13 protein-coding genes are annotated in these 23,279 nt (G+C 46.8%); all 13 read left to right on the top strand.

Annotated elements, in window-relative coordinates; genetic code table 11:
• Positions 1 to 397: 397 nt before the first annotated feature.
• The 13 genes from BLQ59_RS13775 (at position 398) to BLQ59_RS13715 (ending at position 22,857) form a co-directional block, all read left to right on the top strand.
• Complete coding sequence (locus BLQ59_RS13775) at positions 398 to 2,191, top strand: B12-binding domain-containing radical SAM protein (RefSeq protein ID WP_074573416.1); 1,794 nt, start codon at positions 398 to 400, stop codon at positions 2,189 to 2,191.
• A 194-nt stretch (positions 2,192 to 2,385) separates the two neighbouring features.
• Entirely contained in the window at positions 2,386 to 3,324 is a 939-nt protein-coding gene (locus tag BLQ59_RS13770) for a HamA C-terminal domain-containing protein (protein WP_074573415.1), read from the top strand.
• 8 nt (positions 3,325 to 3,332) lie between these two features.
• Positions 3,333 to 5,531 (top strand): DEAD/DEAH box helicase, encoded by a 2,199-nt coding sequence (locus BLQ59_RS13765; protein ID WP_074573414.1) that lies wholly within the window; start codon positions 3,333 to 3,335, stop codon positions 5,529 to 5,531.
• A gap of 311 nt (positions 5,532 to 5,842) precedes the next feature.
• Complete coding sequence (locus BLQ59_RS13760; RefSeq protein ID WP_074573413.1) at positions 5,843 to 6,829, top strand: Fic family protein; 987 nt, start codon at positions 5,843 to 5,845, stop codon at positions 6,827 to 6,829.
• 83 nt (positions 6,830 to 6,912) lie between these two features.
• On the top strand, positions 6,913 to 7,890 hold the full coding sequence (locus BLQ59_RS13755; RefSeq protein WP_371118505.1) for an ORF6N domain-containing protein: 978 nt from the start codon (positions 6,913 to 6,915) through the stop codon (positions 7,888 to 7,890).
• 54 nt (positions 7,891 to 7,944) lie between these two features.
• The gene (locus BLQ59_RS15820) at positions 7,945 to 8,226 is read left to right on the top strand and encodes a hypothetical protein (protein WP_218122913.1); all 282 of its coding nucleotides are present in this window, start codon (positions 7,945 to 7,947) and stop codon (positions 8,224 to 8,226) included.
• Between the two features lie 109 nt (positions 8,227 to 8,335).
• Positions 8,336 to 9,832 (top strand): site-specific DNA-methyltransferase, encoded by a 1,497-nt coding sequence (locus tag BLQ59_RS13745; RefSeq protein WP_074573411.1) that lies wholly within the window; start codon positions 8,336 to 8,338, stop codon positions 9,830 to 9,832.
• 12 nt (positions 9,833 to 9,844) lie between these two features.
• Complete coding sequence (locus BLQ59_RS13740; protein ID WP_074573410.1) at positions 9,845 to 12,487, top strand: DEAD/DEAH box helicase; 2,643 nt, start codon at positions 9,845 to 9,847, stop codon at positions 12,485 to 12,487.
• Positions 12,487 to 13,449, top strand: a complete 963-nt coding sequence (locus tag BLQ59_RS13735; RefSeq protein ID WP_074573409.1) for a tRNA modification radical SAM protein MnmL/YtqA — start codon at positions 12,487 to 12,489, stop codon at positions 13,447 to 13,449. Before BLQ59_RS13740 ends, BLQ59_RS13735 begins: the two co-directional genes overlap by 1 nt.
• Positions 13,450 to 13,643: 194 nt before the next feature.
• Positions 13,644 to 15,827 (top strand): SpoIIE family protein phosphatase, encoded by a 2,184-nt coding sequence (locus BLQ59_RS13730; RefSeq protein WP_074573408.1) that lies wholly within the window; start codon positions 13,644 to 13,646, stop codon positions 15,825 to 15,827.
• A gap of 10 nt (positions 15,828 to 15,837) precedes the next feature.
• The gene (locus tag BLQ59_RS13725) at positions 15,838 to 17,433 is read left to right on the top strand and encodes a condensation domain-containing protein (RefSeq protein ID WP_074573407.1); all 1,596 of its coding nucleotides are present in this window, start codon (positions 15,838 to 15,840) and stop codon (positions 17,431 to 17,433) included.
• An 18-nt stretch (positions 17,434 to 17,451) separates the two neighbouring features.
• Complete coding sequence (locus BLQ59_RS13720) at positions 17,452 to 21,072, top strand: non-ribosomal peptide synthetase (RefSeq protein ID WP_074573406.1); 3,621 nt, start codon at positions 17,452 to 17,454, stop codon at positions 21,070 to 21,072.
• A gap of 24 nt (positions 21,073 to 21,096) precedes the next feature.
• Positions 21,097 to 22,857: an MATE family efflux transporter gene (locus tag BLQ59_RS13715; RefSeq protein WP_074573405.1), complete on the top strand. Its 1,761-nt coding sequence runs from the start codon at positions 21,097 to 21,099 to the stop codon at positions 22,855 to 22,857.
• Positions 22,858 to 23,279: the final 422 nt, after the last annotated feature.

The raw sequence follows: 23,279 nt of genomic DNA, 5'->3' as shown, positions 1-23,279 counted from the left end.
AATCAGCACGAACCGTTGCTCCCGTAACAAGCACATCGATGTAATTGCGGCTTACAGCCGAGACTTAGCCATTTGACACAGATATACCTTTGGGTGGAGGCGGGGATGCTTATTCGCCGACGGAACGACTGCCTGAACGAAGTGAAGGCTGGCCCGCAAACCGTTGTTGCTGGAATTTGAGCTGAATATACGCGCCGCCGGCCTGCCCGGCGCAGGTAACTAAAATAGTACGCACTACTGCTGGCGGGTCATTTAGTGAAGTGGCGAAGAAGTATCCCCACCTCCGCCCCACAAATCTGTAACCAATTGCGTTCAAGCACGCAACTACAAACTACAATTTACTTATGTATAAATTTAGAGGACTTTTTACAGCTTCTTTATGCTTGAGGAGGAAGAAATGTTAATGGATAAGATTCTCTGGCTGGCCCTTAATGCAAAATATTCGCATACCTCGCTTTCTATCCGTTATCTGCGCGAGGCGGTGCCCGGTTCGGAAATCATGGAACAGACCATCAATCATCAATTGCTGGCCATGCTGGGGGAAATTTATGCTGCCCAGCCAAGGGTGCTCGGGATTTCCTGCTATATCTGGAATATCGAGCAGGTCAAGAGCTTATTGAAGCTGCTGCCTGTGGCTTTGCCGGATACCATCATCATCTGTGGCGGGCCGGAGGTTTCCTATGGCGTGGCCGAATTCATGACGGAATTTCCCATGGTGGACTATGTCTGCCGGGGGGAAGGGGAGGAGGCTTTGCCGAAGCTGGTAAAGCAGCTGCAGATGGCCGGTTTTGAACAGTCAAAAGTCAACGGTCAGCTTGACCGGTCAACTATCCCTGGCATTGCCTGGCGCAGTCTGACCGGTCAAATCCGCGAAGGGCAGGATGTGACGGTAGCAGATTTTGCAGGCGAGGTGCCTTTTGCCTACCGGGCAGAGGAAATGGCGGATATCAAGGAGAAGATTCTCTATTACGAGACCAGCCGCGGCTGTCCGTTTTCCTGTGCCTATTGCCTTTCCTGTGCCACGGCGGGCGTGCGCTTTTTGCCCTTGGAGCGGGTGTTTAAGGAACTGGATTTCTTTATTGCCCATGATGTGCGGCAGGTGAAATTTGTTGACCGTACATTTAATGCCAAAAAATCGCACTTTCTGCCCATCTTGCAGTATCTACTGAAATTGCCTGCTGACTGCCGCACTAACTTCCATTTTGAAGTGGCGATTGATTATCTGGATGAAGAAGTCATGCAGGTGCTCGCGCAGCTGCCCAAGGGGCGTGTTCAGCTCGAAATCGGCATTCAGTCCACCAATCCTGCGACACTGAAGGCGGTTTCCCGCGTAAATCATTGGCAGGATATTGCTGACCATATCCAAAAGATTATGGGCTTCCATAATATGCACCTGCATGTGGATTTGATTATCGGCCTGCCGGGCGAGGGCATGGAATCCTTCCACAAGTCCTTCAATGATGTTTATGCTTTGCAGACGGATATGCTGCAGCTGGGCTTTTTGAAGTTCCTTAAAGGTGCGACGATGATGCAGCTGATTGACGCCTACCATTATCAGTATATGCCCATGGCACCTTATGAGGTATTGCAAAATGATGTTTTAGGCTATGGGCAAATCCGTTGGTTCCACAGTTTTGAGCAGGTCTTTGAACTCTATTACAATGCGGGGCGCTGCCGTAAGACGGCAAACTATCTGATTCAGGAATGTGAACAGGGGGATGCCTTTGCCTTTTGGCAGAAGTTTACCGACTGGTGGGAGGCGCAGGGCTTCCACAAAATCGGCCATAACACCAAGAATCTCTACGGTTATCTGCGGGATTTTGCTTTAACTGCTTATGACCTGTCAGAAGAATTGCTGGACAACTTACTGCGCTATGATGCCCTGCTGTCCGACGGCGGCAAAATCCGCCCTGAGAACCTCAATTGGAACCGTCTGCAGTATCAGGACATCACCGCCGATTTCTGGAAGGGTGCCCCGAGCCGCGTGCGGGTCTACGTGCCGGATTACGAGTTCACCAACTGGCGGGATGTGAATAAGAAATACCATATTGAGGTATTTGACTATAATATGATGTTGACCGGTCAAAAATTGACATGTCAACAGACGGCGTTGCTGTTTGACTATACCGCCGATGAGCCGAGTTGCCAGGTGATTGAGCTGGGGCTGGCCATGGGGAGCGAAGGTTCATGATTAAGAAAACATAGCTGTTAGTGGTTGAGAGTTATGGAAAAATTTGCTATAATGAGCTGCAGTGTTCTTTTTGCTATAGGTGAAAATGATGTTGTACAGTAAAGCCTTTCTATAATTATTTGAATGGCAGATATACATGGTAAAAGTATGCGTCCTGTCATTATGATAGGACGTTTTTGTTTAGGAGTATTTTTATGGAAAGTCGGATATTTGATAAAAAGAATATCATTCTTTTACATGTAAACGAGAATGATTTAAATTCTTTTTTAGTTGATATGGATATTGGGGATGATGGGGAGCCTTATTACCCGATCGATGAATTGGCTAGTTGTATTATTAACACAATTCCTGAATATGTATTTGCACAATATGAAAATCCGGAAATACCTCAAACAGATATTGTTGAAAAATTGCGGGAAGCTGCTCATAGTATCTATAAAATCAGGAATTTTGATGTTATGAGAAGATGGTATTTAGAACAGGATGAAACTGCAAAAACAGAAATTGAAAATATGTCTGAAAACAAACGAGGTGAATTTGGTGAATTATTACTCCACTTAATTTTAAGAGACTTCAAAGGTACAATACCACTTATATCAAAAGTGTATTTTAAGGATTCTGCAGGAGTTCCAGCCCATGGTTTTGATACGGTTCATATTTCTCCTAATGAGAAAATTTTATGGCTCGGAGAAAGTAAATTATATGATGATGGTAAAAGAGGAGTGCAAAATCTACTGAAGGATTTGATAGAGCATTTTAATAGAGATTTTCTCAACGAACAATTTGCTATAATTAAGAAGAACCTTGAAAATAACAGCATTCCTCAACGAGACGAATGGATAAAAATATTAAATAATTGTTCGAAATTGCAAGAAAAAATTAGTATGATTAATATACCAATGTTGTGTACATATTCTCATGACATATATGAAGTTTTTTCTGACTTAACGAAGGAAGAAGCTATCACATATCATGAAACTAATATAAGAGAATTAAAACAATATTTTGATGAAAAAAATAAACATCCTTTAAAGAAATATCTTAACGTTATTTTGCTTCTCTTTCCTGTTAAAAATAAACGGGATCTAGTTATAAAGCTACATGAAAAACTTTGGCACATGCAATTAATTTGAGGGGTAATATGAGTATCATTACACAAATCGATTCAGGAAATCTTTCCTATGATGATTTCTTTGAGATAGCAATGCATTGTTCTAAACTATTGTCTACGGCAAATAGTGAGGATGAAATGACGGTGCGTACAATAGCGATACATGTTTTAAATAATTGGGGGAAAATGCCTCATGAACTATATCCTGTTTGGACAGATATAATAGAATCAGTTGGGTTTTATCCATATATTTGGAAAAATAGTGAAACCATGAATATATGGTCTTTATCAGATAAAGTGCGACAAAAAACATTTTTATCTGATTATTTGTCGTCTACGTATCTGCATAAAGAGCAAAAGAAACTTTCTAAGTATCTGTTGTCTGGTAAAAATGTAATTGCAAGTGCACCTACAAGTTTTGGGAAAAGTATTCTAATTGAAGAATTAGTTGCTTCTAATAAGTATAGAAATATTGTTATAATTCAACCGACACTAGCTTTACTTGATGAAACTCGTATAAAATTAAAGAAATACAATAAGAATTATAAAATTATTGTACGTACCTCTCAACTTCCAGTTATAGGAAAAGGAAATCTTTTTCTCCTAACAGCAGAACGTGTTATGGAATATGATCATTTGCCACCAATTGATTTGTTGGTAATTGATGAATTTTATAAATTAAGTCTTAAAAGAATAGATGAACGAGCAGATATACTTAATAATGCTTTCTTGAAAATAGTAGGTAAATTCAAGTCGAAGTTTTATCTTTTGGGACCTAATATTGATGGTATTACCCCTGGATTCGCTGAGAAATATAATGCTGAATTTTATAAATCAGATTTTTCTCTTGTGGATTGTAATGTTATAGATTTAAGTGGAAAATTTGATTTTAGCCTATCAGAACGCAGCTTAGATAAACAAAAGTTGCTTGTTCTTTATAAATTGTTAGATAAGCTTAAAAATGAGCAAACACTTATTTATTGTTCTACGCCTGCACGAGCACGTCGCTTTGCTAAAGGATATTTTGAGCATCTGTGTGAACAAGGTAAAGAACCTAATATAAAACTACCACTTATTGAATGGATAAATAGAAATGTTAATCCTAATTGGAGTTTATCCAAGGAACTAGCTTATGGATTAGCAATTCACGATGGTTCTCTACAAAAGCATATTGGGGCATCTATTATCAAATACTTTAATGATGGTCTTTTGTGGTGCATTTTTTGTACGTCGACGATTATTGAAGGCGTTAACACTAGTGCTAAGAATGTTGTGCTTTTTGATGGGAAAAAAGGTGGTAAGGATATTGATTTTTTCGATTATAGTAATATCAAAGGGCGTTCTGGGAGGATGATGGAGCATTATGTAGGAACTATTTATAACTTTGTTCGTGCTCCTAAAAAAGAATCTATAGTTATTGATATACCTTTTTATGAACAAAACAGAAAAGTACTAAGTAATGAGATTTTAATTAATATAAAAAAGTCAGACGTACAACCGCAGGTGGTTGATAGATATAATAAGTTGTATGAAATTGAACCAGAACTTATGAAAATAATAAAGAAGAATGGTACAAGTGTTGATGGGCAAATGAATATCTACAATGCATTGCAATCAGATATAAATACTTCAAAATACCATAATATTGCTTGGACACAAATGCCAAAACGGGAAGCAATCATTTACATACTAAAATTAGCCGAAAATAATATTTTGAATTTTAAAAGTAAACATGCGGTTTTATCATATAAACAACTTGCATTGTACATTGAAATGTATATAAAAAGTAGAAATATTATGTCGATAGTCAAAAATATCTATTCATATAGACTAAAAAAAATAAAAAGATTGACACAAGAGCAGAAGTATAATCAATTAGATTGTGCTATTGAAGAAGGATTCCATATTTATCGTCATTGGTTTCACTTTACAGTGCCTAAGGCATTTAGGGTAATTGATAGTTTGCAACGGTATGTTTGTGAGCAAAATGGAAAAAAAGCAGGATCATATAGTTATTTTGTTCAGCAACTTGAAAATGATTTTATCCGTGAGAACTTATCAATACTGATAGAATATGGAATACCAAGTGATACAGTTAAGCGAATTGCTGATCGAATTCCTCTTGAACTTGATGAAGATGGTGTCGTCGAATTCATCAAACATAATAAAAGTACTGTATATAATGCTTTGCTACAATATGAAATAGACCGCTTAAATCAGGCGTTGTAATTTGGCGTTTGTATATATAGATAGAAGATGTAAGAGGGATTTGACATAAAAATAAAGATGGGGAAAGTCAGCTTAAGGGAAACAAATTATGCAACTTTAGGCGGAAAGATAAGGGCGGCTGTTTAACGCACATCGATATCAAGTGGGGGTGATAGACAAAGTGGGCGAGAATCCTACCCTATTTATTATCAAGATTAAAAGGGGCTGTTATATGGAGGTCTGCTTATAATTGTCAAAAATACAATTTAGGTGTAAGATAGTATACAAGAAAGTATATAAGATAATATATAAGATAAAGGAGGGAAGTTGGCATGGAAAATCGTCCTCCATATACGATAAACAATGAGATGCTCGGTCTGGTGGCAACAATATCGACTAAGCTGGGACGTATCATGCATTATCAGGATATGTCTGCTTATCCTCGCTTGCGCAGGAATAATCGCATTGAATCCATACATTCATCGTTGGCCATAGAGGCAAATTCCTTGACGCTGGGCAATGTGCGGGATGTTATTGCAGGAAAAGCTGTGGCAGGACCCGAGCGTGAGATACGCGAAGTCAAGAATGCCTATGCCGCTTATGCTGAATTAGCTGACCTCAATCCCTACCGTTTAGAAGAGTTATTGCGCTTACATGGGATTATGACAGCAGGATTGGTACGGGAGTCTGGTAAATTGCGCAGTGGCGAGGAAGGTGTGTTTGCCAACGGCAAATGCATTTTTATGGCACCACCGGCAAGATTAGTGCTGGGACAAATGGAAGATTTATTTACGTGGTTGCGGGAAGAGTGCAATCGTATCCAGCCACTGCTGTTATCCTCAATATTTCATTATGAGTTTGTCTTTATCCATCCCTTTGCTGATGGCAATGGGCGCATGGCAAGGTTGTGGCAGACGGCGTTGCTGGCTCAGTGGCAGCCTATCTTTGCTTACTTGCCCATCGAGAATCAGATATACAAATATCAAAGCGAGTATTATGCGGCTATAAGCTCATCCTATCGGGCTGGGGAGTCCACGCCTTTTATCATCTTTATGTTGCACATGATAGATGCGGTGTTGGATGAGCTGTTGGAAAAAGATGTTTTGGGCGAAGACAATGAATGTGTCAAAAAACTGCTGGCAGTCATGAAATATGATATTTCCTACAAGGCTAAGGAACTGCAGGAAATATTGGGCTTGAAGGCCACAGCTGGCTTGAAGCGCAACTATATCGAGCCAGCTATGAGGCAGGGATTGATTGCCATGACCATACCGGATAAGCCTACCAGCCGTAATCAGAGGTATTATAGGATTAAGTAGGTAATATTGGAAAAGCTTTTTCCGAAACGGTGTCTCGGAAATTATTATTACATATTAATAGCCCTGCATTAGGAGGTGCGAAATTGAGCTACACACCAATGATTATTTCAGAGGAGACTATCAAAAACAAAATATACATCATACGTGGACAGCGGGTTATGCTTGATATGGAACTGGCTGAAATATACGGCTACACTACGAAAGCATTTAACCAACAGGTCAAAAATAACATTCATAAATTTGATGATGATTTCCGTTTTCAGCTAACCAAAGATGAGTGGGCGAACTTGAGGTCAAAAAAATTGACCTCAAGTTGGGGAGGCACCAGATACCTGCCCTATGCTTTTACAGAGCAGGGAATCTATATGCTTATGACCGTACTAAAGGGCGATTTGGCCACTAAGCAAAGCAAGTCGCTTATACGCCTGTTCAAAAAGATGAAGGATTATCTTGTGACAAGTTCTGGACAGTTGGGACAACAAGAAATTCTGAGCCTGGCAATGCAGACACAGAAAAATACAGACAGCATTCAAGCATTACAGGAGCAGATGAAGCAATTTGCCACCAAGGATGACCTGGCAGTGTTCATGGAAAACTTCATGGAATATGCCACCGAGCGTGAGTATTTATTTCTTGCGGGACAAGTTGTAGAGGCAAGTGTGGCTTACGCTGAAATTTATGCCAAGGCGCAAAAAAGTATTTACATAGTGGATAATTACATAGGCTTAAAAACTCTCCTGCTCTTGAAAAATGTGTCGCCTGCGGTAGAGGTTGTTATTTTTAGTGATAATCTTGGCAGAGGTCTGACGCAAGCCGAATATGATGATTTCAAAGCGGAATATCCCCATGTTCAAATTACCCTTCAGCAAACGGGAGGAAGATATCATGACCGCTTTATAATGTTGGACTATGGCAGTGAAGGACAACGGCTGTATCACTGTGGTGGCTCAAGCAAGGATGGTGGCAGGAGGGTGACTGCCATATCTCCAATGGATGATGTATCGCTATATCAGCCCATGTTTGAGGAACTTTTACAGACGCCGACTTTAGTGCTGCGGTAACTTTGGTGAGTTGCTTACAAATCGTAGGCAGTTGAATTAGTGATGGAGGGCATTATGCCAGTTTTACAGTGGATAGGGAAAGATAAGGTTATCAATCATCATTTGGATGTGCCTTTTCATGTGCTTAATAGAACGTATACCTTTGGCGGGGAGGAGAGTGCCAACAAGATTATCCATGGGGATAATCTGTTGGCGTTGAAATCGCTCTTGCCAGAATATGAAGGACGGGTGAAGTGCATCTATATCGCTAACTTTAGTAGTTGCCAGTATAGTAATTGGAGTCATCAAGCTTCAGGATGTTGCTCCTCTGTGTTCCAGATCAGAAAAGCTTGCTGATGTCAATACAGTAAGCGAAGCGGGTATTGATAGTAGCAAGCTTTTCTGATAGGATTGCCCATTATAGCAACATGTGACGTAAATTACATATAAAGTAGGTGTAACATTAATGATATATGGTAATTTAGCATTAAAACTGGAGAAAGACTTTAACCCACCTTATAACACGGGCAATGAAGGGTGGGTCTATAACGATAATGTTAATGACCCGCGCATCAAAAAATGGTTGGGGGAAGTTGTCGGCAAGGAAGGGGAAGACCTCTCCCGCCATGATAAATGGCTGTGCATGATGTATCCGCGGCTGAAACTATTGCAACGACTGCTGGCTGATGATGGGGCTATTTTTATCAGCATTGATTATTATGAACAGCCATTTTTGCGAATGGTAATGGATGAAATTTTCGGAAGTCAGAATTTTATATCTGAAATTGCATGTGTGAATAAGCCGTCTGGACGTTCTGATGACAAGTATATTGCTACTGCACATGAAAGTATAGTCATATACAAAAAATCTACGGAAATTGTTTTTGATGGATTTGAACCGGAAGAACATATTACGAGAAGGTATACAAAGGTTGATAAAGATAATCGGCTATATCGAGAAGAAGATTTGCGAAAACGTGGTAGTCATGATACACGAGAAGATCGACCCAATTTGTTTTATCCCTTCTTTTACTGTGAGAAAACTAATGATTTGATTGTCGGAGAAAATGATGATATAACTCCAAATGAATATATTCGAATTCAGCCAATGAAATCAAATACTGTTGAGGGAACTTGGAGATGGGGGAGAGATACCGCATTAGAAAAAAAATCTTATATCCATCCAAGGTATATGCCAAATAAGGGACAATGGAGCGTCTTTGAATGGCAATATTTAGATGAACGTGGAAAGGTTAAACCTACATCTGTGTGGAATTTCAAGGACGTGAACAGTGAACGAGGCTCAGAAATGTTTGAGAAATTTCTTGGTTTTAAGAAAACAGATTTTCAAAATCCTAAACCCGTAGGAACAATCGAGCGTATTTTGCAAATTGCCACTGACAAAGATTCTATCGTTTTGGATAGTTTTGCCGGTAGTGGCACAACTGCCCATGCCGTTTTGAACTTGAATAAAGCGGATGGCGGCAACCGCAAGTTTATATTGATTGAAATGATGGACTATGCCGAAGACATTACGGCAGAACGGGTGCGCCGGGTGATGGATGGTTATGGCACAGGTAAAAAGAAAGTAGATGGTACGGGCGGAGACTTTTCCTTCTATGAGCTGGGCGAGCCCTTACTGCTTCCAAACGGCAATATCAATGAAGATGTAGGCACGGATAAACTACGGGAGTACATTTACTTTACGGAGACACAACAGCCTTTAGAGCCGTCACGCGAAAGTGAGCCTTATTATTTGGGGACGCATTTTGCCAAAGCCTATTATTTCTGTTATGAGAAGGACAGGCGGACAATCCTTGATTATGAGCTTTTGGAAGCGGCGGTGAAGACTCGTGCAGATGGTTATATGATTTATGCCGATACATGTACGCTATCGGAAAGCCAACTCGAAAAATTCAATATCACCTTCAAAAAGATTCCCCGGGATATTACAAGAATTTAAGGAGCGGAGAAGATGGAACTAAAAAATTATCAAAAAGGCTTGCTGAAGGATTTGCGCGCTTACTTAAAGTGCCTGTCTGCTCCCGACCTTAATCAGGCGTGGGAAAAATTTTGGGGAGACAGAGATTTTCATGTGGGGCGTGATGGGATTCCGACCTATCACCATGATTTGCCGGGGATTCCCAATGTCTGCATGAAAGTCCCCACAGGCGGCGGCAAGACGCTTATCGCCTGCAGTGCCGTGAGCGAGATTTTTCATGGTCTGAACTATAAGCCCGGTCAGCCGAGACTTGTGGTGTGGCTTGTGCCGTCCGATTCCATCCTGACACAGACGCTAAATAACCTTTCTAATCCCCGCCATCCCTATCATCAGCGACTAGAACAGGATAACCGGGGGCAAGTGGAAGTTTTTAGCAAGGAGCAGCTTTTAGCCGGGCAGGGATTTTCTCTGGACAGTGTTCGGGCGCAGCTGACCCTTTGTATCATGAGTTTTGCCTCTTTGCGTATCAACAGCCGCAAAAAGGATGTGCGGAAGGTTTATCAGGAAAACGGTCAGCTATTGTCTTTCCAAAGTATCATCAGCGAAGAAGATTTATTGCCCGATACGCCGGATAGTTCTTTGATTCAGACCCTGCGGGCACTTCATCCCGTGGTTATTGTGGACGAAAGCCATAACGCCAAATCCGACCTCAGTGTGGAAATGCTAAACAATCTGAATCCTTCCTTTGTCCTGAATCTGACCGCTACGCCACGACAGGGAAGCAATATTATCTCCTATGTGGATGCCAGAGAATTGCAGAAGGAAAGCATGGTAAAGCTTCCGGTTATCGTTTACAATCGGCGCGAGCGTAAAGATGTGTTAAGTGATGCCCTGTCTTTGCGTGGACGGCTCGAACGGACGGCGATAGAGGCAGAAAAACAGGGGAGTCCCTATATAAGACCCATTATCCTGTTTCAAGCCGAGCCGAAGATTGCCAAAGACAAGGCTACCTTTGAGAAGGTCAAGAAAAGACTGGTGGAAATCGGTATACCCGAAGCAGAAATCGCTATTAAGACCAGTGAAGTAGATGACCTAAAGGGCGTAGACCTGCTTTCCCGTGAGTGCCCGATTCGCTATATCATCACGGTTAATGCCTTGAAAGAGGGCTGGGACTGTCCTTTTGCCTATATTTTGGCAACACTGGCGAACAAGACATCCAAGGTTGATGTGGAGCAGATACTCGGCAGGGTGTTGCGTCAGCCTTATACGCGCTTGTATGCAGCTAAAGCCTTGAATATATCGTATGTACTGACCTGCTCCCAAGATTTTCATGCGACACTGAAAAATGTGGTGGCAGGGCTGAATCATGCAGGCTTTTCGGAAAGAGATTTCCGGGCGGTAGATAATACGTCAGCTGAGCCGTCAGCGGCAGAAAGGTTAGAACAGGGGAATCTGAACTTTTTGCCGGAAGATAAAAGGGAAGAAGAGCCAAAGACAGCGACAGAATATGATGATTTTGCTGATATGCAGGAGATAGAGGGCTGGAAGGAATCAGCCGATCAATATGAGTCAGAGAATCATACCGATGCTATGTTGGAAGAAGCAAAGCAGGCGGCAGAAAACTTTGCGCAGGAAACACAGCAGGCAGAACGAAGCGGACTTTTGACAGGGGAGCTGGGAAGTATGCAGAAACAGTACAGCGTACAGAGTGAATTTGCGGAAGAAGCCGCTGACTTGCGCTTGCCGCAGTTCTTTTTGGAAATGGGCAGCAGCAATCTGTTCGGGGATAGCAAGGTGCTCTTGGAGCCGGAGAATCTGACTGCAGGTTTTAATCTGCAGAAGGAAGATACGGAGATAAATTTTAAGCTATCTACGGGTGATGTTTATGAAGTAAATCTTGCTGAACGGGGAGAAGCTATTCCCAAGTATAAACGCATGGCACAAAAGGATAGTCAGCGCTTTCGGGAATATCTGGCGCAATTAGCACCTGCCAAACGGCAGGAAGAATGTGTAGAGCATATTGCCCTGATGCTTTCCAAGAATAACAATAGTATGGCTGACCCGGAAATTATGGATTATGTAAGGCGCGTGGTGGATGGCATGACCATAGATGAATTGTCAGCGCTGGAAAGTTCGCTGCCCTTTTATACGGCTAAAATCAGGGAAAAGATTGAAGCATTAACGCGCAAGTATCAGGAGAAGAAGTTTTATGAGTGGCTGGATTTTGACAAAATCACCTGTCAGGAAAGTTTTCAATTGCCCAAAGTAATAACTCCGGCAGAAAGCATTTCCTCCATCCCAAAATCCTTGTATGAAGCAGAAAAAGATGATATGAATCATTTTGAACGGCGGCTTTTGGATGCAATAGTGGAGCAGGATAATGTGCGCTGGTGGCACCGTATTAACGAACGCAAGGGAATGAGGCTCAATGCCTTTATCAATCATTATCCGGATTTTATTGTCAAAACGGAGTCAGACAAGATTCTCCTGATTGAAGCCAAGGGGGATTATCTGGACGGCGATGATAGCCGGACGAAATTGAAATTGGGACGCCATTGGCAGGCAAAAGCCGGAAACCGGTATAAATACTTCATGGTTTTTGATAAGAAGGCGATTCAAGCGGATGGAGCATATACTATGGATAAGTTTATTGGTGAGATTTTGCGGGAGTTGTAATGGAACAATCTATTTATCGGGCATTTTCCGATTACCTAAAAGACCGCTACGGCGAGAAGGTCTATAAGCTGCCGATTGCACTGCCTGTGACCTGTCCGAATCGGGACGGCACCTGTGGCAATGGCGGGGCTGGCTGTACGTTTTGCGGGGAGATTGGCACGGGGTATGAGAATCTGCCGGCCAGTATGACGATCACTGAACAGATGGAGGCCAATAAGGCCCATATCGTGCCTAAGTACAAGGCGAAGAAGTTTATTCCCTATCTGCAGAATTTCAGCAACACCTATACTACGCCGGAGAAGTTAGCGGCGTGGGTGGCGGAAGCCGGGGCGCCGGAGGATGTGGCAGCGGTCTATATCGCCACCCGTCCGGATTGTGTCAGTGATGAGCATTTGGCGGTACTCAGGGAGCAGGCGGATAAATGTGGCATTGATATCTGCGTGGAATTGGGTTTGCAGAGCATTAATGTGCATACGCTGACAGCTATCAACCGCGGCCATACGTTGGCTGAACTTATCGACGCCGTCCTGCGCATCAAGCGCTATGGCCTGCAGTCCTGTGTGCATCTGATTCTGAACCTGCCCTGGGATGATGAGTTGGATGTGATTGAGGATGCCAAGATTTTGTCGGCACTGGGCGTGGATCAGGTGAAGCTGCATGCGCTTTATATCGTCAAAGGTACGGCCATGGCTCGCGACTATGAAGCGGGTAAGTTGAAGATGATTACCCTGCCGGAATATGAGGACCGGGTAATCAAATTCCTCGAACATCTTTCGCCGAATATCGTGTTGCAGCGGATTATCGGTCGGGCGCCGGAGGCGAATACGCTCTTTTCCAATTGGCATACGGGCTGGTGGAAGATTCGCGACCATATCATCAATGTGATGCGGCAGGAAGGGCGATATCAGGGACGGCTTTGTGACTATCTCAATGGCAAAGCGGTACGAAAATTTATCGATTGAAAAGAATAGGTTCTGACTTTCGTCAGCGTGAGGCACCTTGCATTAGGCAGGGTGCTTTTTTGTTATATCGCAATGGGGAATATTGGACAGGGAGCAGGATATTTTGCTTGTTTAGTCGAATTTTTCTTATTGTGCATTGTATTACAAAGATTTATATTCTTTATCCCCGCACAATACGAGATATGGAGAGAAAAATGGTGAGGATATCGATTCGCAGGAAGGTACTGTTCATCCTGCTTGCTGGCGTAGTGGTTACCTTGCTGGCGGTAGGTGTGGTATTCATTTATGGACAGAATAGGACACAGCAGGCTTTGGATGAGCAAAGTGAGGTCATAAGGAATTTTTTGGCCGAATCCATGGGCAGTTTCACGGAACAATTTGCCAAGGACAGGTTGCAGGAAGTCACGGCCACGAAAGCACAGCATTTGGACCGGGAACTCTTTATCGTGCAGGAAGATGTGGAATACATGGCCGAGGCCATGCAGCTGCTGTTGACAGCTCCAGATAAATATTTGCCGCGTACATTGGCAGATTCACGGCAGGAAGCGGATATTTTGACCGGGACATCCTATATTCACTATAGCAGAGCTTTGCTGCAGCAGGGGATCAGCCCTGAGTTAAAGGCCGAGATTGGCCTGGTAGGAAATTTTGCGGATGTGCTGAAGCCGATGAGCACTTCCTATGCCGGGAGTCGTACATCCCTGTATGCCGGTTCAAAGCATGGCTATCTGATCTGCCTGGACTTATTGCCGAAGGATGAGGGCAGGCAGAGTATTTTCCCTTCGGCAGCGCTCAAAGCAGATTTTTTGGCCCATTATGATCCAAGGGAGCGTACCTGGTATAAGCAGGCAGAAGCAGCTGGCAAGCCGGTGTTTTCCAGCGTTTACAAAGGCGCAGAGGGCAATCTGGATCTGACCTGTGCGGCGCCTTATTACGATGCGCAAGGTTTTGCCGGCGTAGTGGGCATCAGCTATACCGTGGAGGATATCTATCAGGTACTGGTGGCAGATGCCATGTCACATAAGGGAAGTAGTTTTGTCTTGGATCAGGCTGGCCGGGTAATCTTTTCTTCGGAAAAAGAAGGAATCCTGGCGGCTGCCGATGAGGGGCAGGATATACGGCAGGCTGATGCGTCCGGGATGGCGGAAGCTGCCAGGCGTATGACCGCCGGCGAAACGGATGTCATGTCGGTGGAAATCAGCGGGAAAGCCTATTATCTGGCCTTTGCACCGCTCAAGATTACCGGCTGGAGTCTGGGCGTTCTGGTGGATACCGCAGAAATCATGGCTCCGGTGAAGCAGGTGGAAGGCGAGGTCGTAACGAAACTGGGTTCCTTTGAGGAAAAAGTGCAGGAAATCATGCGTTCTATCCTTTCGCAGAGTGTTCTGCTGCTGCTGCCGATCATCCTGCTGCTTATGTATGCAAGTAACTTGCTGGCCGGTCGTATTACCCGTCCTGTCCGCAGGCTGGCTGATGGTGCTCGGGAGATAGCAGCGGGTAATTTTGACAAGAAGGTGGAGCTCACTACTGGGGATGAGCTGGAGTATCTGGCCGATTCCTTCAATTTCATGACGGATGAGCTGAAGAAGTATACGGAAAACCTGGCCAAGGTGGCGGCGGAAAAGGAACGCTCCCGCACTGAATTGGAAGTCGCGGCCAGGATTCAGACGGATATGCTGCCCACGAATTTTGCAGATTTTACCGGGCATCCGGAATTTGAACTTTATGCTCTGATGGAACCGGCGAAGGATGTCGGCGGGGACTTCTATGATTTCTATCTGCTGCAGGGGCGTTATCTGGTGGTCACGGTGGCCGATGTATCCGGCAAGGGGGTGCCGGCAGCACTGTTTATGGCCAAATCTCAATCGGTATTGAAGAACTGTATGTTCCGCTCGGCAGATCCGGAAAATATGGCAGGTGTCCTGGAGGCAGCTAATGAAGAACTTTGCCGGAACAATGAGGCGGCAATGTTTGTCACGGTCTTTATGGGCGTAGTGGATTTGCAAAATGGGCGTTTTACCTATGCAGATGGCGGTCACTGTCCGCCGCTCTTGGGCAGGAGTGGACAATATGAATTCCTGCCCTTGGAAAAAAGCTGTGTACTCGGCCTGATGGAAATGCCCTATACCCAGCAGTGTATCGAACTGCAGCCGCAGGATACGCTGTTCATCTATACGGATGGGGTATCAGAGGCCATGAATGAGGATTATGCGTTATTTACGGAAGCCCGGATAAAGGATGGACTCAATGGTCTGGCGGCTGGTCAGCCGGTGGCTGACCTCTTGCAGCAGATGCTGGCGGTGGTACGTCAGTATGCAGGGAATGCAGAACAGTCGGATGATATCACGATGTTGGGCTTGCGCTACAAAGGAAAGTGAGGAATTATAAATGGCATTATCAATCAGGACGGAAAAACAGGGAACAAAGCTGAAGCTGATACTGGCGGGGAAATTGAGCACGCTGGAAGCCAAGGACTTTGACACGGCATTCGCCGAGGTAGCTGCAGATGCAAAGGAGGCTTTGCTGGACTTTTCCGGGGTGGACTATATATCTTCGGCCGGTTTGCGCTCGTTATTCTTGGCCAAGAAGAAAATGATGCAGCAGGGCGGGGAACTGAAGGTGCTCTATCCCACCGAGGATGTGATGAGTGTGTTCAAGGCCACCCGTTACGATAATGTGGTGACCATCGTGGAACGGGGAACGGCAGATGATGCGCCGGTGTTCTATCCATTGCGTCCTGTACAGCGCTGGATGGTGGACACGCATTTTCAGAAGGCCCAGTCCACCATGATGAATACCGGTGCGCTGATACAGATGGATGTGTCCATTGATATGGAAGTGCTGGCCGCAGCAGTCAATAGCCTGTTGGAAGCCTATGATATCTTCCGTTGCCGGTTGGTGTTCCATCCGGAAAATGGAGAAATCTGCCAGCGCTTCGATGGCGAAGTGGCCAAGGTCTATGTGGAAACCCTTTCCGATGAGGCCTTGGAACAGCGCAAGCAGGAACTCAAGCTTCCTTATGAGCTGATTGATCATCCCTTGTATCGCATCTTCCTGATGAAAACGGCGTCGGCAAAATATCTGTATGTGGATTTCTACCATGCCATCATGGATGGCACGGCAATCGTGCTGCTGTTCTGGCGTGATTTGGATAAGCGCTATACCCAGCTGCAAAAGGGGGAGGAGCCCAAGGGGCTAGGCAAGGTCCATCTTTACAGCGACTATATTCTGGAGGAAAAGGAGATTCCGGCGGCGGAACGGGAAGCAGGGCATGCCTATTGGCGGCAGATGGTGTCCGGCTTTTCAATAGAGAAATATCTGCCCGTACCGGATGTGCAGGGGGAAAGTGATACGCCGGAGCATGAGATTGAAGTGCCCTTTGCTGGGATGGAAAAGGGCTTCTTCAAGGGGAAGTCTTTCAATGAAAATACCTTCTTTATTGCCGCAACGCTTTTGGCCTTGGCTAAGGCCAGCAGGCAAAAGGAAGCTATCCTGGGCTGGGTGCATAATGGCCGCATGACCTCGGCCGAGCGCCGCTTGATGGGGCTGATGCTCGACCAGTTCCCGCTGCGTTGGAGTTTTGACCGGGATATGACCGTACGGGAATTCCTGCAGGCTTTGGAGCAGAAGATTACCGAAGGCATGCAGTACCGCAAGAGTCTGGACATTGTCTATGAAGAGGGGCTGGAAGATGGCATCCCCAGCTTTATCCTGCAGAAGGGCAGTATGGGGCGCCGTGGTTCCATGAAGTTTGCCGGGACGGAAGCTGTCATCGTGGAAATGCCGGCCAATGAGATTTCGGCGGCGGATAATACGATGGATATTGAAATGAATACCCATGATGATGGCACTTACTCGCTGGTGCTCGACTATGACAACTGTCGCTATACAGAAGCGGCAATGCGCAGGTTCGCTGCGGCTATGGAAAAAATCGTATATGGCCTGCAGGATGAGGATGGAAAGATTCTGGCTTTGCTGGACTGAGGGGAGAAAATAAGATTGATGGATAAGGAAAAATGGTGTCAGACCTATTTTAGCGATGAATTGCCGGACTGCCTGCCGCTGCCGGATAGGCGGGAGGCAGCAGGCGGCCAATGGGAAACATTGAGTATTTCCGGTGTGAAAACAGCAAGCCAAGAGGAAATCGCGGCCAGTGTGCTTTATCTGCTCGGAGTATATGGCGGCTTGCAGGAAGCAGGCCTGTTGGTTTATGACGGGATTTTGCGGCCGCTTCGGCAAAGCTGGGAACAGGATACTGATCCTAAAAAACTTGTTGCTGACATAGACACGATGCTGCAGGCAGGGAAGGCTTATAGCTGGGAGCAGGCAGAGGCGCGGGATATTTTAGGACAGGAAGCAGGACGGGGCATTGCGCTGGCCTTTGAGCATGAAATGCCTGTGGCTGCACGGACTGGACTGGCGCTGCTATTCGCTGCTGGTGAGAAGGAACTGGAAATCCATTATAAATCTTCCCTATACAGTGAAGCCTTTATGCAAAATCTGCTGCTGTCCTGGCGGGAAATCAGCCAAAGTATGCTGGAAGCTCATACACTGGCCGAGGTAAAGGTTACGCCGGCAGAGACATTGGCCCTGCTGGACAGTTTCAATCAGACCGAACATGAGTATGACCGGCAATCTACGCTGGTGGCGCAATTCCAAGCCATGGCCAGGGAAGTGCCGGATAACACGGCTGTCATCTATGAGGAAAGGTCATATACCTATGCTCAGGTCGAGGTGTTGTCGGATAAGCTGGCTTATCATATTCATCAGCAGGGATTGGGCCGCGGGGATACAGTGGCTGTTTTCATCAATCGTTCGGAATACATGGTGATTGCGTCCTTGGGCGTGCTGAAGGCAGGCTGTGCCTATGAACCCTTGGACCCAAATTATCCCGATGAGCGCCTGAACTTTATGGCTAAAGATGCGGCTGTCCGGTTCATGGTGGTGGATGATAACCTGGTGGACAGGCTGGCAGATTTCCCGGATTTCAAGGGAGCGAGGTTATGCTTATCCGAAATTTCCGGTCTGCCCCAGCCGGATACTGCTCAGCTGCAGCAGATCGAAGGGCCCTGTCCCGATGATCTATTCATGCTGATCTACACCTCCGGCACCACGGGGGTCCCCAAGGGCGTAAGGCTTTTGCATCGCAATGTCATGGCTTATCTGGCTTGGTACAGGCGTTATTTTGAGCCCACAGCAGAAAAGCGGGTAACCTGCTATAACAGTTACGGGTTTGACGGTTCGATTGCCGATATGTATCCGATATTGACGGTGGGCGGCGCTGTCGTGGTGATTCCCGAAGAAAAGAAACTGGATTTGCCCGCGCTGGCCGATATTATCCGGAAACATGATGTATATCTGTCGGATCTGCCCAGCCAGGTGGGACGGCAGTTTGCCCTGACCATGGACTGCCCCACGCTGAAATACATTGTGGGAGGCGGGGAAAAGCTGGTGCCTTTTGACCCAGTCTATCCGTATATCTTTGCCAATGAATATGGGCCCACGGAAGCCACGGTGTCCATTACCTGTTATAATATGACGGCCTATCAGCCTGATGTTCCCATTGGTACGCCGATGGATAATACGGCTATTTATGTGGTAGACAGCGCCGGCCGCCGGGTGCCGCCGGGCGCTCTGGGAGAACTCTGGGTGGCCGGTGTGCAGGTGACGGGCGGCTATCTGAACCGGCCGGAGAAAACCAAAGAAGTTTTCGTGCCCAATCCCTTCCGTACGGACAGGGATTATGCGACGGTTTATCGTACTGGGGATATCGTGCGCTATCTGTCTGATGGAAATATTGAATTTGCCGGCCGCCGGGATGGCCTCGTGAAGATTCGCGGCTTCCGCGTGGAACTGGCAGAGGTGGAAAGTGTCGTACATGATTTCCCGCCTGTGGAAAATGCGGCAGTGGTGGCCTGTGACAATCCGGCAGGAGGGAAGTTTATTGCCGCATATGTGGTCTCGAAGGCCCCAATTGACAAGGAGGCACTCGCTGCTTTTATTCGCGAGCGCAAGCCGCCTTATATGGTGCCAGCAGCTATCATGCAGATCCCAGCCATTCCCCGCAATCAGAATGGCAAGCTGAATCGAAAAGCACTGCCGGAACCGGAAATCTATGTCCATGAAACGGCTTATGTAGCACCGCAGAACGATATCGAAGCGGAACTGGCCCGTGGTTTTGCCATAGCATTGGGGATGAAAAAGGTCAGCGCGGCCGAGGACTTCTTTGCGGCGGGCGGCGACAGTCTCAGCATCGTGCGGCTGCTATCCGAATGCCGTAAATTGGAGCTCAACTTCAATCTGATCTATGAAGGCAAGACGCCGCAGGGCATTGCCAAACTGCTCAGCCAGCGCCAAAAGGCCGGAGCCCGGGCGGAAAAACGGGATACCCATTTCTTTGGCCCTCTGCATGAACTGCATTACGATTGGGGCAATTCGCTGGAGGAAGGCTATGGCCTGCACTGTGATGCCACGGTGTTCCTGGATCCGGCAACGGATATGGAGCGGCTGGCCGATGCCATTGAGCGGACACTCTTAGCCCATCCGGCAGTGGATGCCCGTCTGACTGCCGCGCCAGATGGTAAACTGCGCTGGCGGGCCGGGGATATGGCAGATGTGAAGCCCGTGGTGGAGAAGATTTCCCGGCAGGACTATGAAGCCCTGAAGCCTAAATTGCGTCAGCCGCTGAACAGACCGGAAACCCGGATGTTTGTCACCCGTCTGTTTGCGATAACAGAGCCGGCTGGACAGGTGAGCAAGCAGTTTTATTTTGATTTCCTGCATCCCATCATTGATGGGGACTCTATTAATATTTTCCTGGCCGATGTAAATGCGGCCTATAACGGGGAAGAACTGTTGCCGGAGGAATACAGCATCCTGGATTACTATGACGAAATCGAAGATAATATTACGACGGAAGCTTATACGCAGGAACAGCAGTGGAATAAGGATTATGTCAGCAGCTATACAAAGCGGCCTGGCGAATTGCCAGGGGATTTGGATCCGCACGGGGAAAATGCCACCAAGGACATCATGGTGCCCCTGCATATTGATTTAGCGGCCGTGGATGCCTTCACCAAGGCGCAGGGCGTCACGGACGGCAGTCTGCTGGCAGCGGGCTTTGGCCTGCTGCAGAGTCTCAATAATGGCGAGCAGGCAGCGGCAGTACTGACCATTTACAATGGCCGCGATGATATCCGCTATGAGCGTACCATGGGTGCCGTGTACCGCCATTATCCGCTCTGTGTCCGTTGGCAGGATGATATGACAGCCGCGCGTTTTGTCAAGGAAACGCAGGAAAGCATTCTGCTGTGCCGCCGTCATGCCTTGTACGAGGGCGATCCCGTGCCTTTGATTGCGGCCTTTGCCTATCAGGGCGAAGATGTGGATGGCGAGTTTGACTTCTGCGGCGGCAAGGCCCGCTATGAGGAATTCGAGGATTTTGAAGAGGAGAACTTTGATTTCTTCGTCCATCGCCGTCAGGATGATTTCTATCTGAACCTGACCTACAATACTAAGGAATACAGCGAAGCTTTTGTTCAGCGTTTTATGGCCGATTATGCCAAGGTTATCCATGCATTGGCGGCTGGCAAAACGGTCCAAGAAATCGTGGCGATGCTTTGAGGCGTGCGGAAGGGGAGGCTGTTTTTGGGCAAAACGATTGATTATGCTTATTTCACCCGCAGGATGTTTCTGCACGCGGTTTTGCCGGCACCTTTGGCGGCTATTGGTTTGGCCTTGGCCGAGATGGGGGATACCATCCTGGTGGGGCACGCCATCGGCATGGATGGGCTGGCCGCCATTGGCTTTGTCTCGCCGTTGTTTTTGCTGGGCACATTCTTTGTCTTTGGCCTCTCCATGGGAGGGGCCATTGTCTACAGCAATCTTATGCATGAGGGGCAGAAGGACAAGGCACAGGAAACCTTCAACTTTTTCCTGCGTTTGTCGGCGCTGGTAGGCTTTGCCATCACGGTGGGCGGTCTGGTGTTTGAAGAGAGCCTGCTGGGCGCACTGGGCACCAGCCCTGAGGATGGGGCCGTCTATGAATTGGTCCAAAGTTACATCTTCTATATCCTGTTGGGGATTCCCTTTGAAATCCTGATGGAGGTATTGACGGCCTATCTGCGCAATGATGATGCGGACAGCCTGTCGGTGGCCATACAGAGTGCCAGCGGCGTGGCCAATCTGGGCATCAGTGCCCTGCTGCTTTTCGTCTTTGACTGGGGCATTGCCGGCTGCAGCTTTGGCTTCTTTATCAGCAATTTTGCAGCTGTGATCTTCTCGCTGGGCTATATCTGCCTGCGCAAGGAGGGGGAGCTGGCTGTCACAAGGCAGTCCATCAGCTGGGCGGAAGCGCTCAAACCTTTGCGGCTAGGCTTTGCGACTTCATCTGAGTACATCTTCGATGCCCTGTTCACGCTCGTGGCCATCCATCTGGTGATGGGGTTGGCCGGCACCGATGGGGTGGCCGTGCTCAATATCATTGAAAATCTGTCCTTGCTATTCATCTTCCTCTATGAATTTATCGGTAAGACCTCGCAGCCATTGTTTTCCACCTTCTTTGCCGAAGGCAACCTGAAGGAACTGCACCGCACGTTTCGCTATGCGTTGGGCTATTCCCTGCTTTGGGGCGTGGTGGCCACCATTCTGGTCGTCCTGTATCCGCAGATCTTGGACCTGCTCTTTGGCCTTGAAGATATCGAGGATGCAGAGCTGGCCTACTATGCGGCAAGGGTATTCTGTGTGGGTACCATCTTTATGGGGATGACGCTATTATTGCAGAACTATCTGCAGACGGAGGAAGACGAGAGCGGTGCCTTCCTGGTGGTATTCCTGCGGCGCTTGGGCGTCAGCATGCCCTTGGCCTTCGTGCTGGCAGAGTTCGGCTTTCATGCCTTCTGGCTGGTCTATCCTCTGGCAGAGATTGGCACGCTTATCGTCCTGGCTGTCTATAAACGCTATAAGGGAGAAAAAATAAAAATCACCCCAGAGCGGATATACAGTGCGGCTTTCCTGGGGAAAATCACAGCTGTGGCAGAGCAGTTGGAGGCCATCGAAGTTTTTGCCCAAAAATGGGGCGCTGATTCTCATAAGTGCCATACCTTATGTCTGGCCGTTGAAGAAATCTGTGGCCTGATGAGCGAGCGGGCTCGCCCGCGGGAGGATGAACCGTTGCTGACACAGTTGACGCTTTTAGCCCACGAGGATGGGAGTTTTCAGCTGCACCTGCGGGATAATGGGGAGAAGTTGGACCCGCTGACACTGGGGACCGAAGCCTTGGCGGATGTATCGGCCAAAGCAGATGAATTTGATATCCGGGCCTTGGGCATCCATGCGGTGAAGATGCATGCCCGGCAATTCCTGTATCGGAATTATCAGGGGTTCAATACCATGACGTTGACAATTTGATTCAATTGCAGTTTGTCAGTGCGAGCTTAATCTAAATCTGTTACAGCGTAGTGGGGCGGAGGCGGGGATACTTCTTCGCCGCTCCACTGAATGACCCGCCAGCAGTAGTGCGTACTATTTTAGTTACCTGCGCCGGGCAGGCCGGCGGCGCGTATGTTCATCTCAGTTTCCAGTAACGCCTGTTTGCGGGCCAGCCTTCACTTCGTTCAGGCAGTCGTTCCGTCGGCGAATAAGCATCCCCGCCTCCACCCAAAGGTATATCTGTGTCAAATGGCTAAGTCTCGGCTGTAAGCCGCAAGTACATCGATGTGCTTGTTACGGGAGAAGCGAGTTTGTGCCGATAGCTAAATCCGTGTCTTGGGTCGAACGGGGGAGTGCTTTTTCTGGTGGAGCGACAGTCTGAGCATAGCGAAGACCGGCCC

The organism is Pseudoselenomonas ruminantium (genome assembly GCF_900104055.1).
Classification (GTDB): domain Bacteria; phylum Bacillota; class Negativicutes; order Selenomonadales; family Selenomonadaceae; genus Selenomonas_A; species Selenomonas_A ruminantium_C.
Note: the sequence above shows the minus strand (reverse complement) of the source record. Positions and strands in the feature narration are given on the sequence as shown.

Excerpts from the sequence above, each read along its gene's own strand:
- BLQ59_RS13775 (WP_074573416.1), top strand. The coding sequence starts at position 398 with ATGTTAATGGATAAGATTCTCTGGCTGGCCCTTAATGCAAAATATTCG.
- BLQ59_RS13770 (WP_074573415.1), top strand. The coding sequence starts at position 2,386 with ATGGAAAGTCGGATATTTGATAAAAAGAATATCATTCTTTTACATGTA.
- BLQ59_RS13765 (WP_074573414.1), top strand. The coding sequence starts at position 3,333 with ATGAGTATCATTACACAAATCGATTCAGGAAATCTTTCCTATGATGAT.
- BLQ59_RS13760 (WP_074573413.1), top strand. The coding sequence starts at position 5,843 with ATGGAAAATCGTCCTCCATATACGATAAACAATGAGATGCTCGGTCTG.
- BLQ59_RS15820 (WP_218122913.1), top strand. The coding sequence starts at position 7,945 with ATGCCAGTTTTACAGTGGATAGGGAAAGATAAGGTTATCAATCATCAT.
- BLQ59_RS13745 (WP_074573411.1), top strand. The coding sequence starts at position 8,336 with ATGATATATGGTAATTTAGCATTAAAACTGGAGAAAGACTTTAACCCA.
- BLQ59_RS13740 (WP_074573410.1), top strand. The coding sequence starts at position 9,845 with ATGGAACTAAAAAATTATCAAAAAGGCTTGCTGAAGGATTTGCGCGCT.
- BLQ59_RS13735 (WP_074573409.1), top strand. The coding sequence starts at position 12,487 with ATGGAACAATCTATTTATCGGGCATTTTCCGATTACCTAAAAGACCGC.
- BLQ59_RS13730 (WP_074573408.1), top strand. The coding sequence starts at position 13,644 with ATGGTGAGGATATCGATTCGCAGGAAGGTACTGTTCATCCTGCTTGCT.
- BLQ59_RS13725 (WP_074573407.1), top strand. The coding sequence starts at position 15,838 with ATGGCATTATCAATCAGGACGGAAAAACAGGGAACAAAGCTGAAGCTG.
- BLQ59_RS13720 (WP_074573406.1), top strand. The coding sequence starts at position 17,452 with ATGGATAAGGAAAAATGGTGTCAGACCTATTTTAGCGATGAATTGCCG.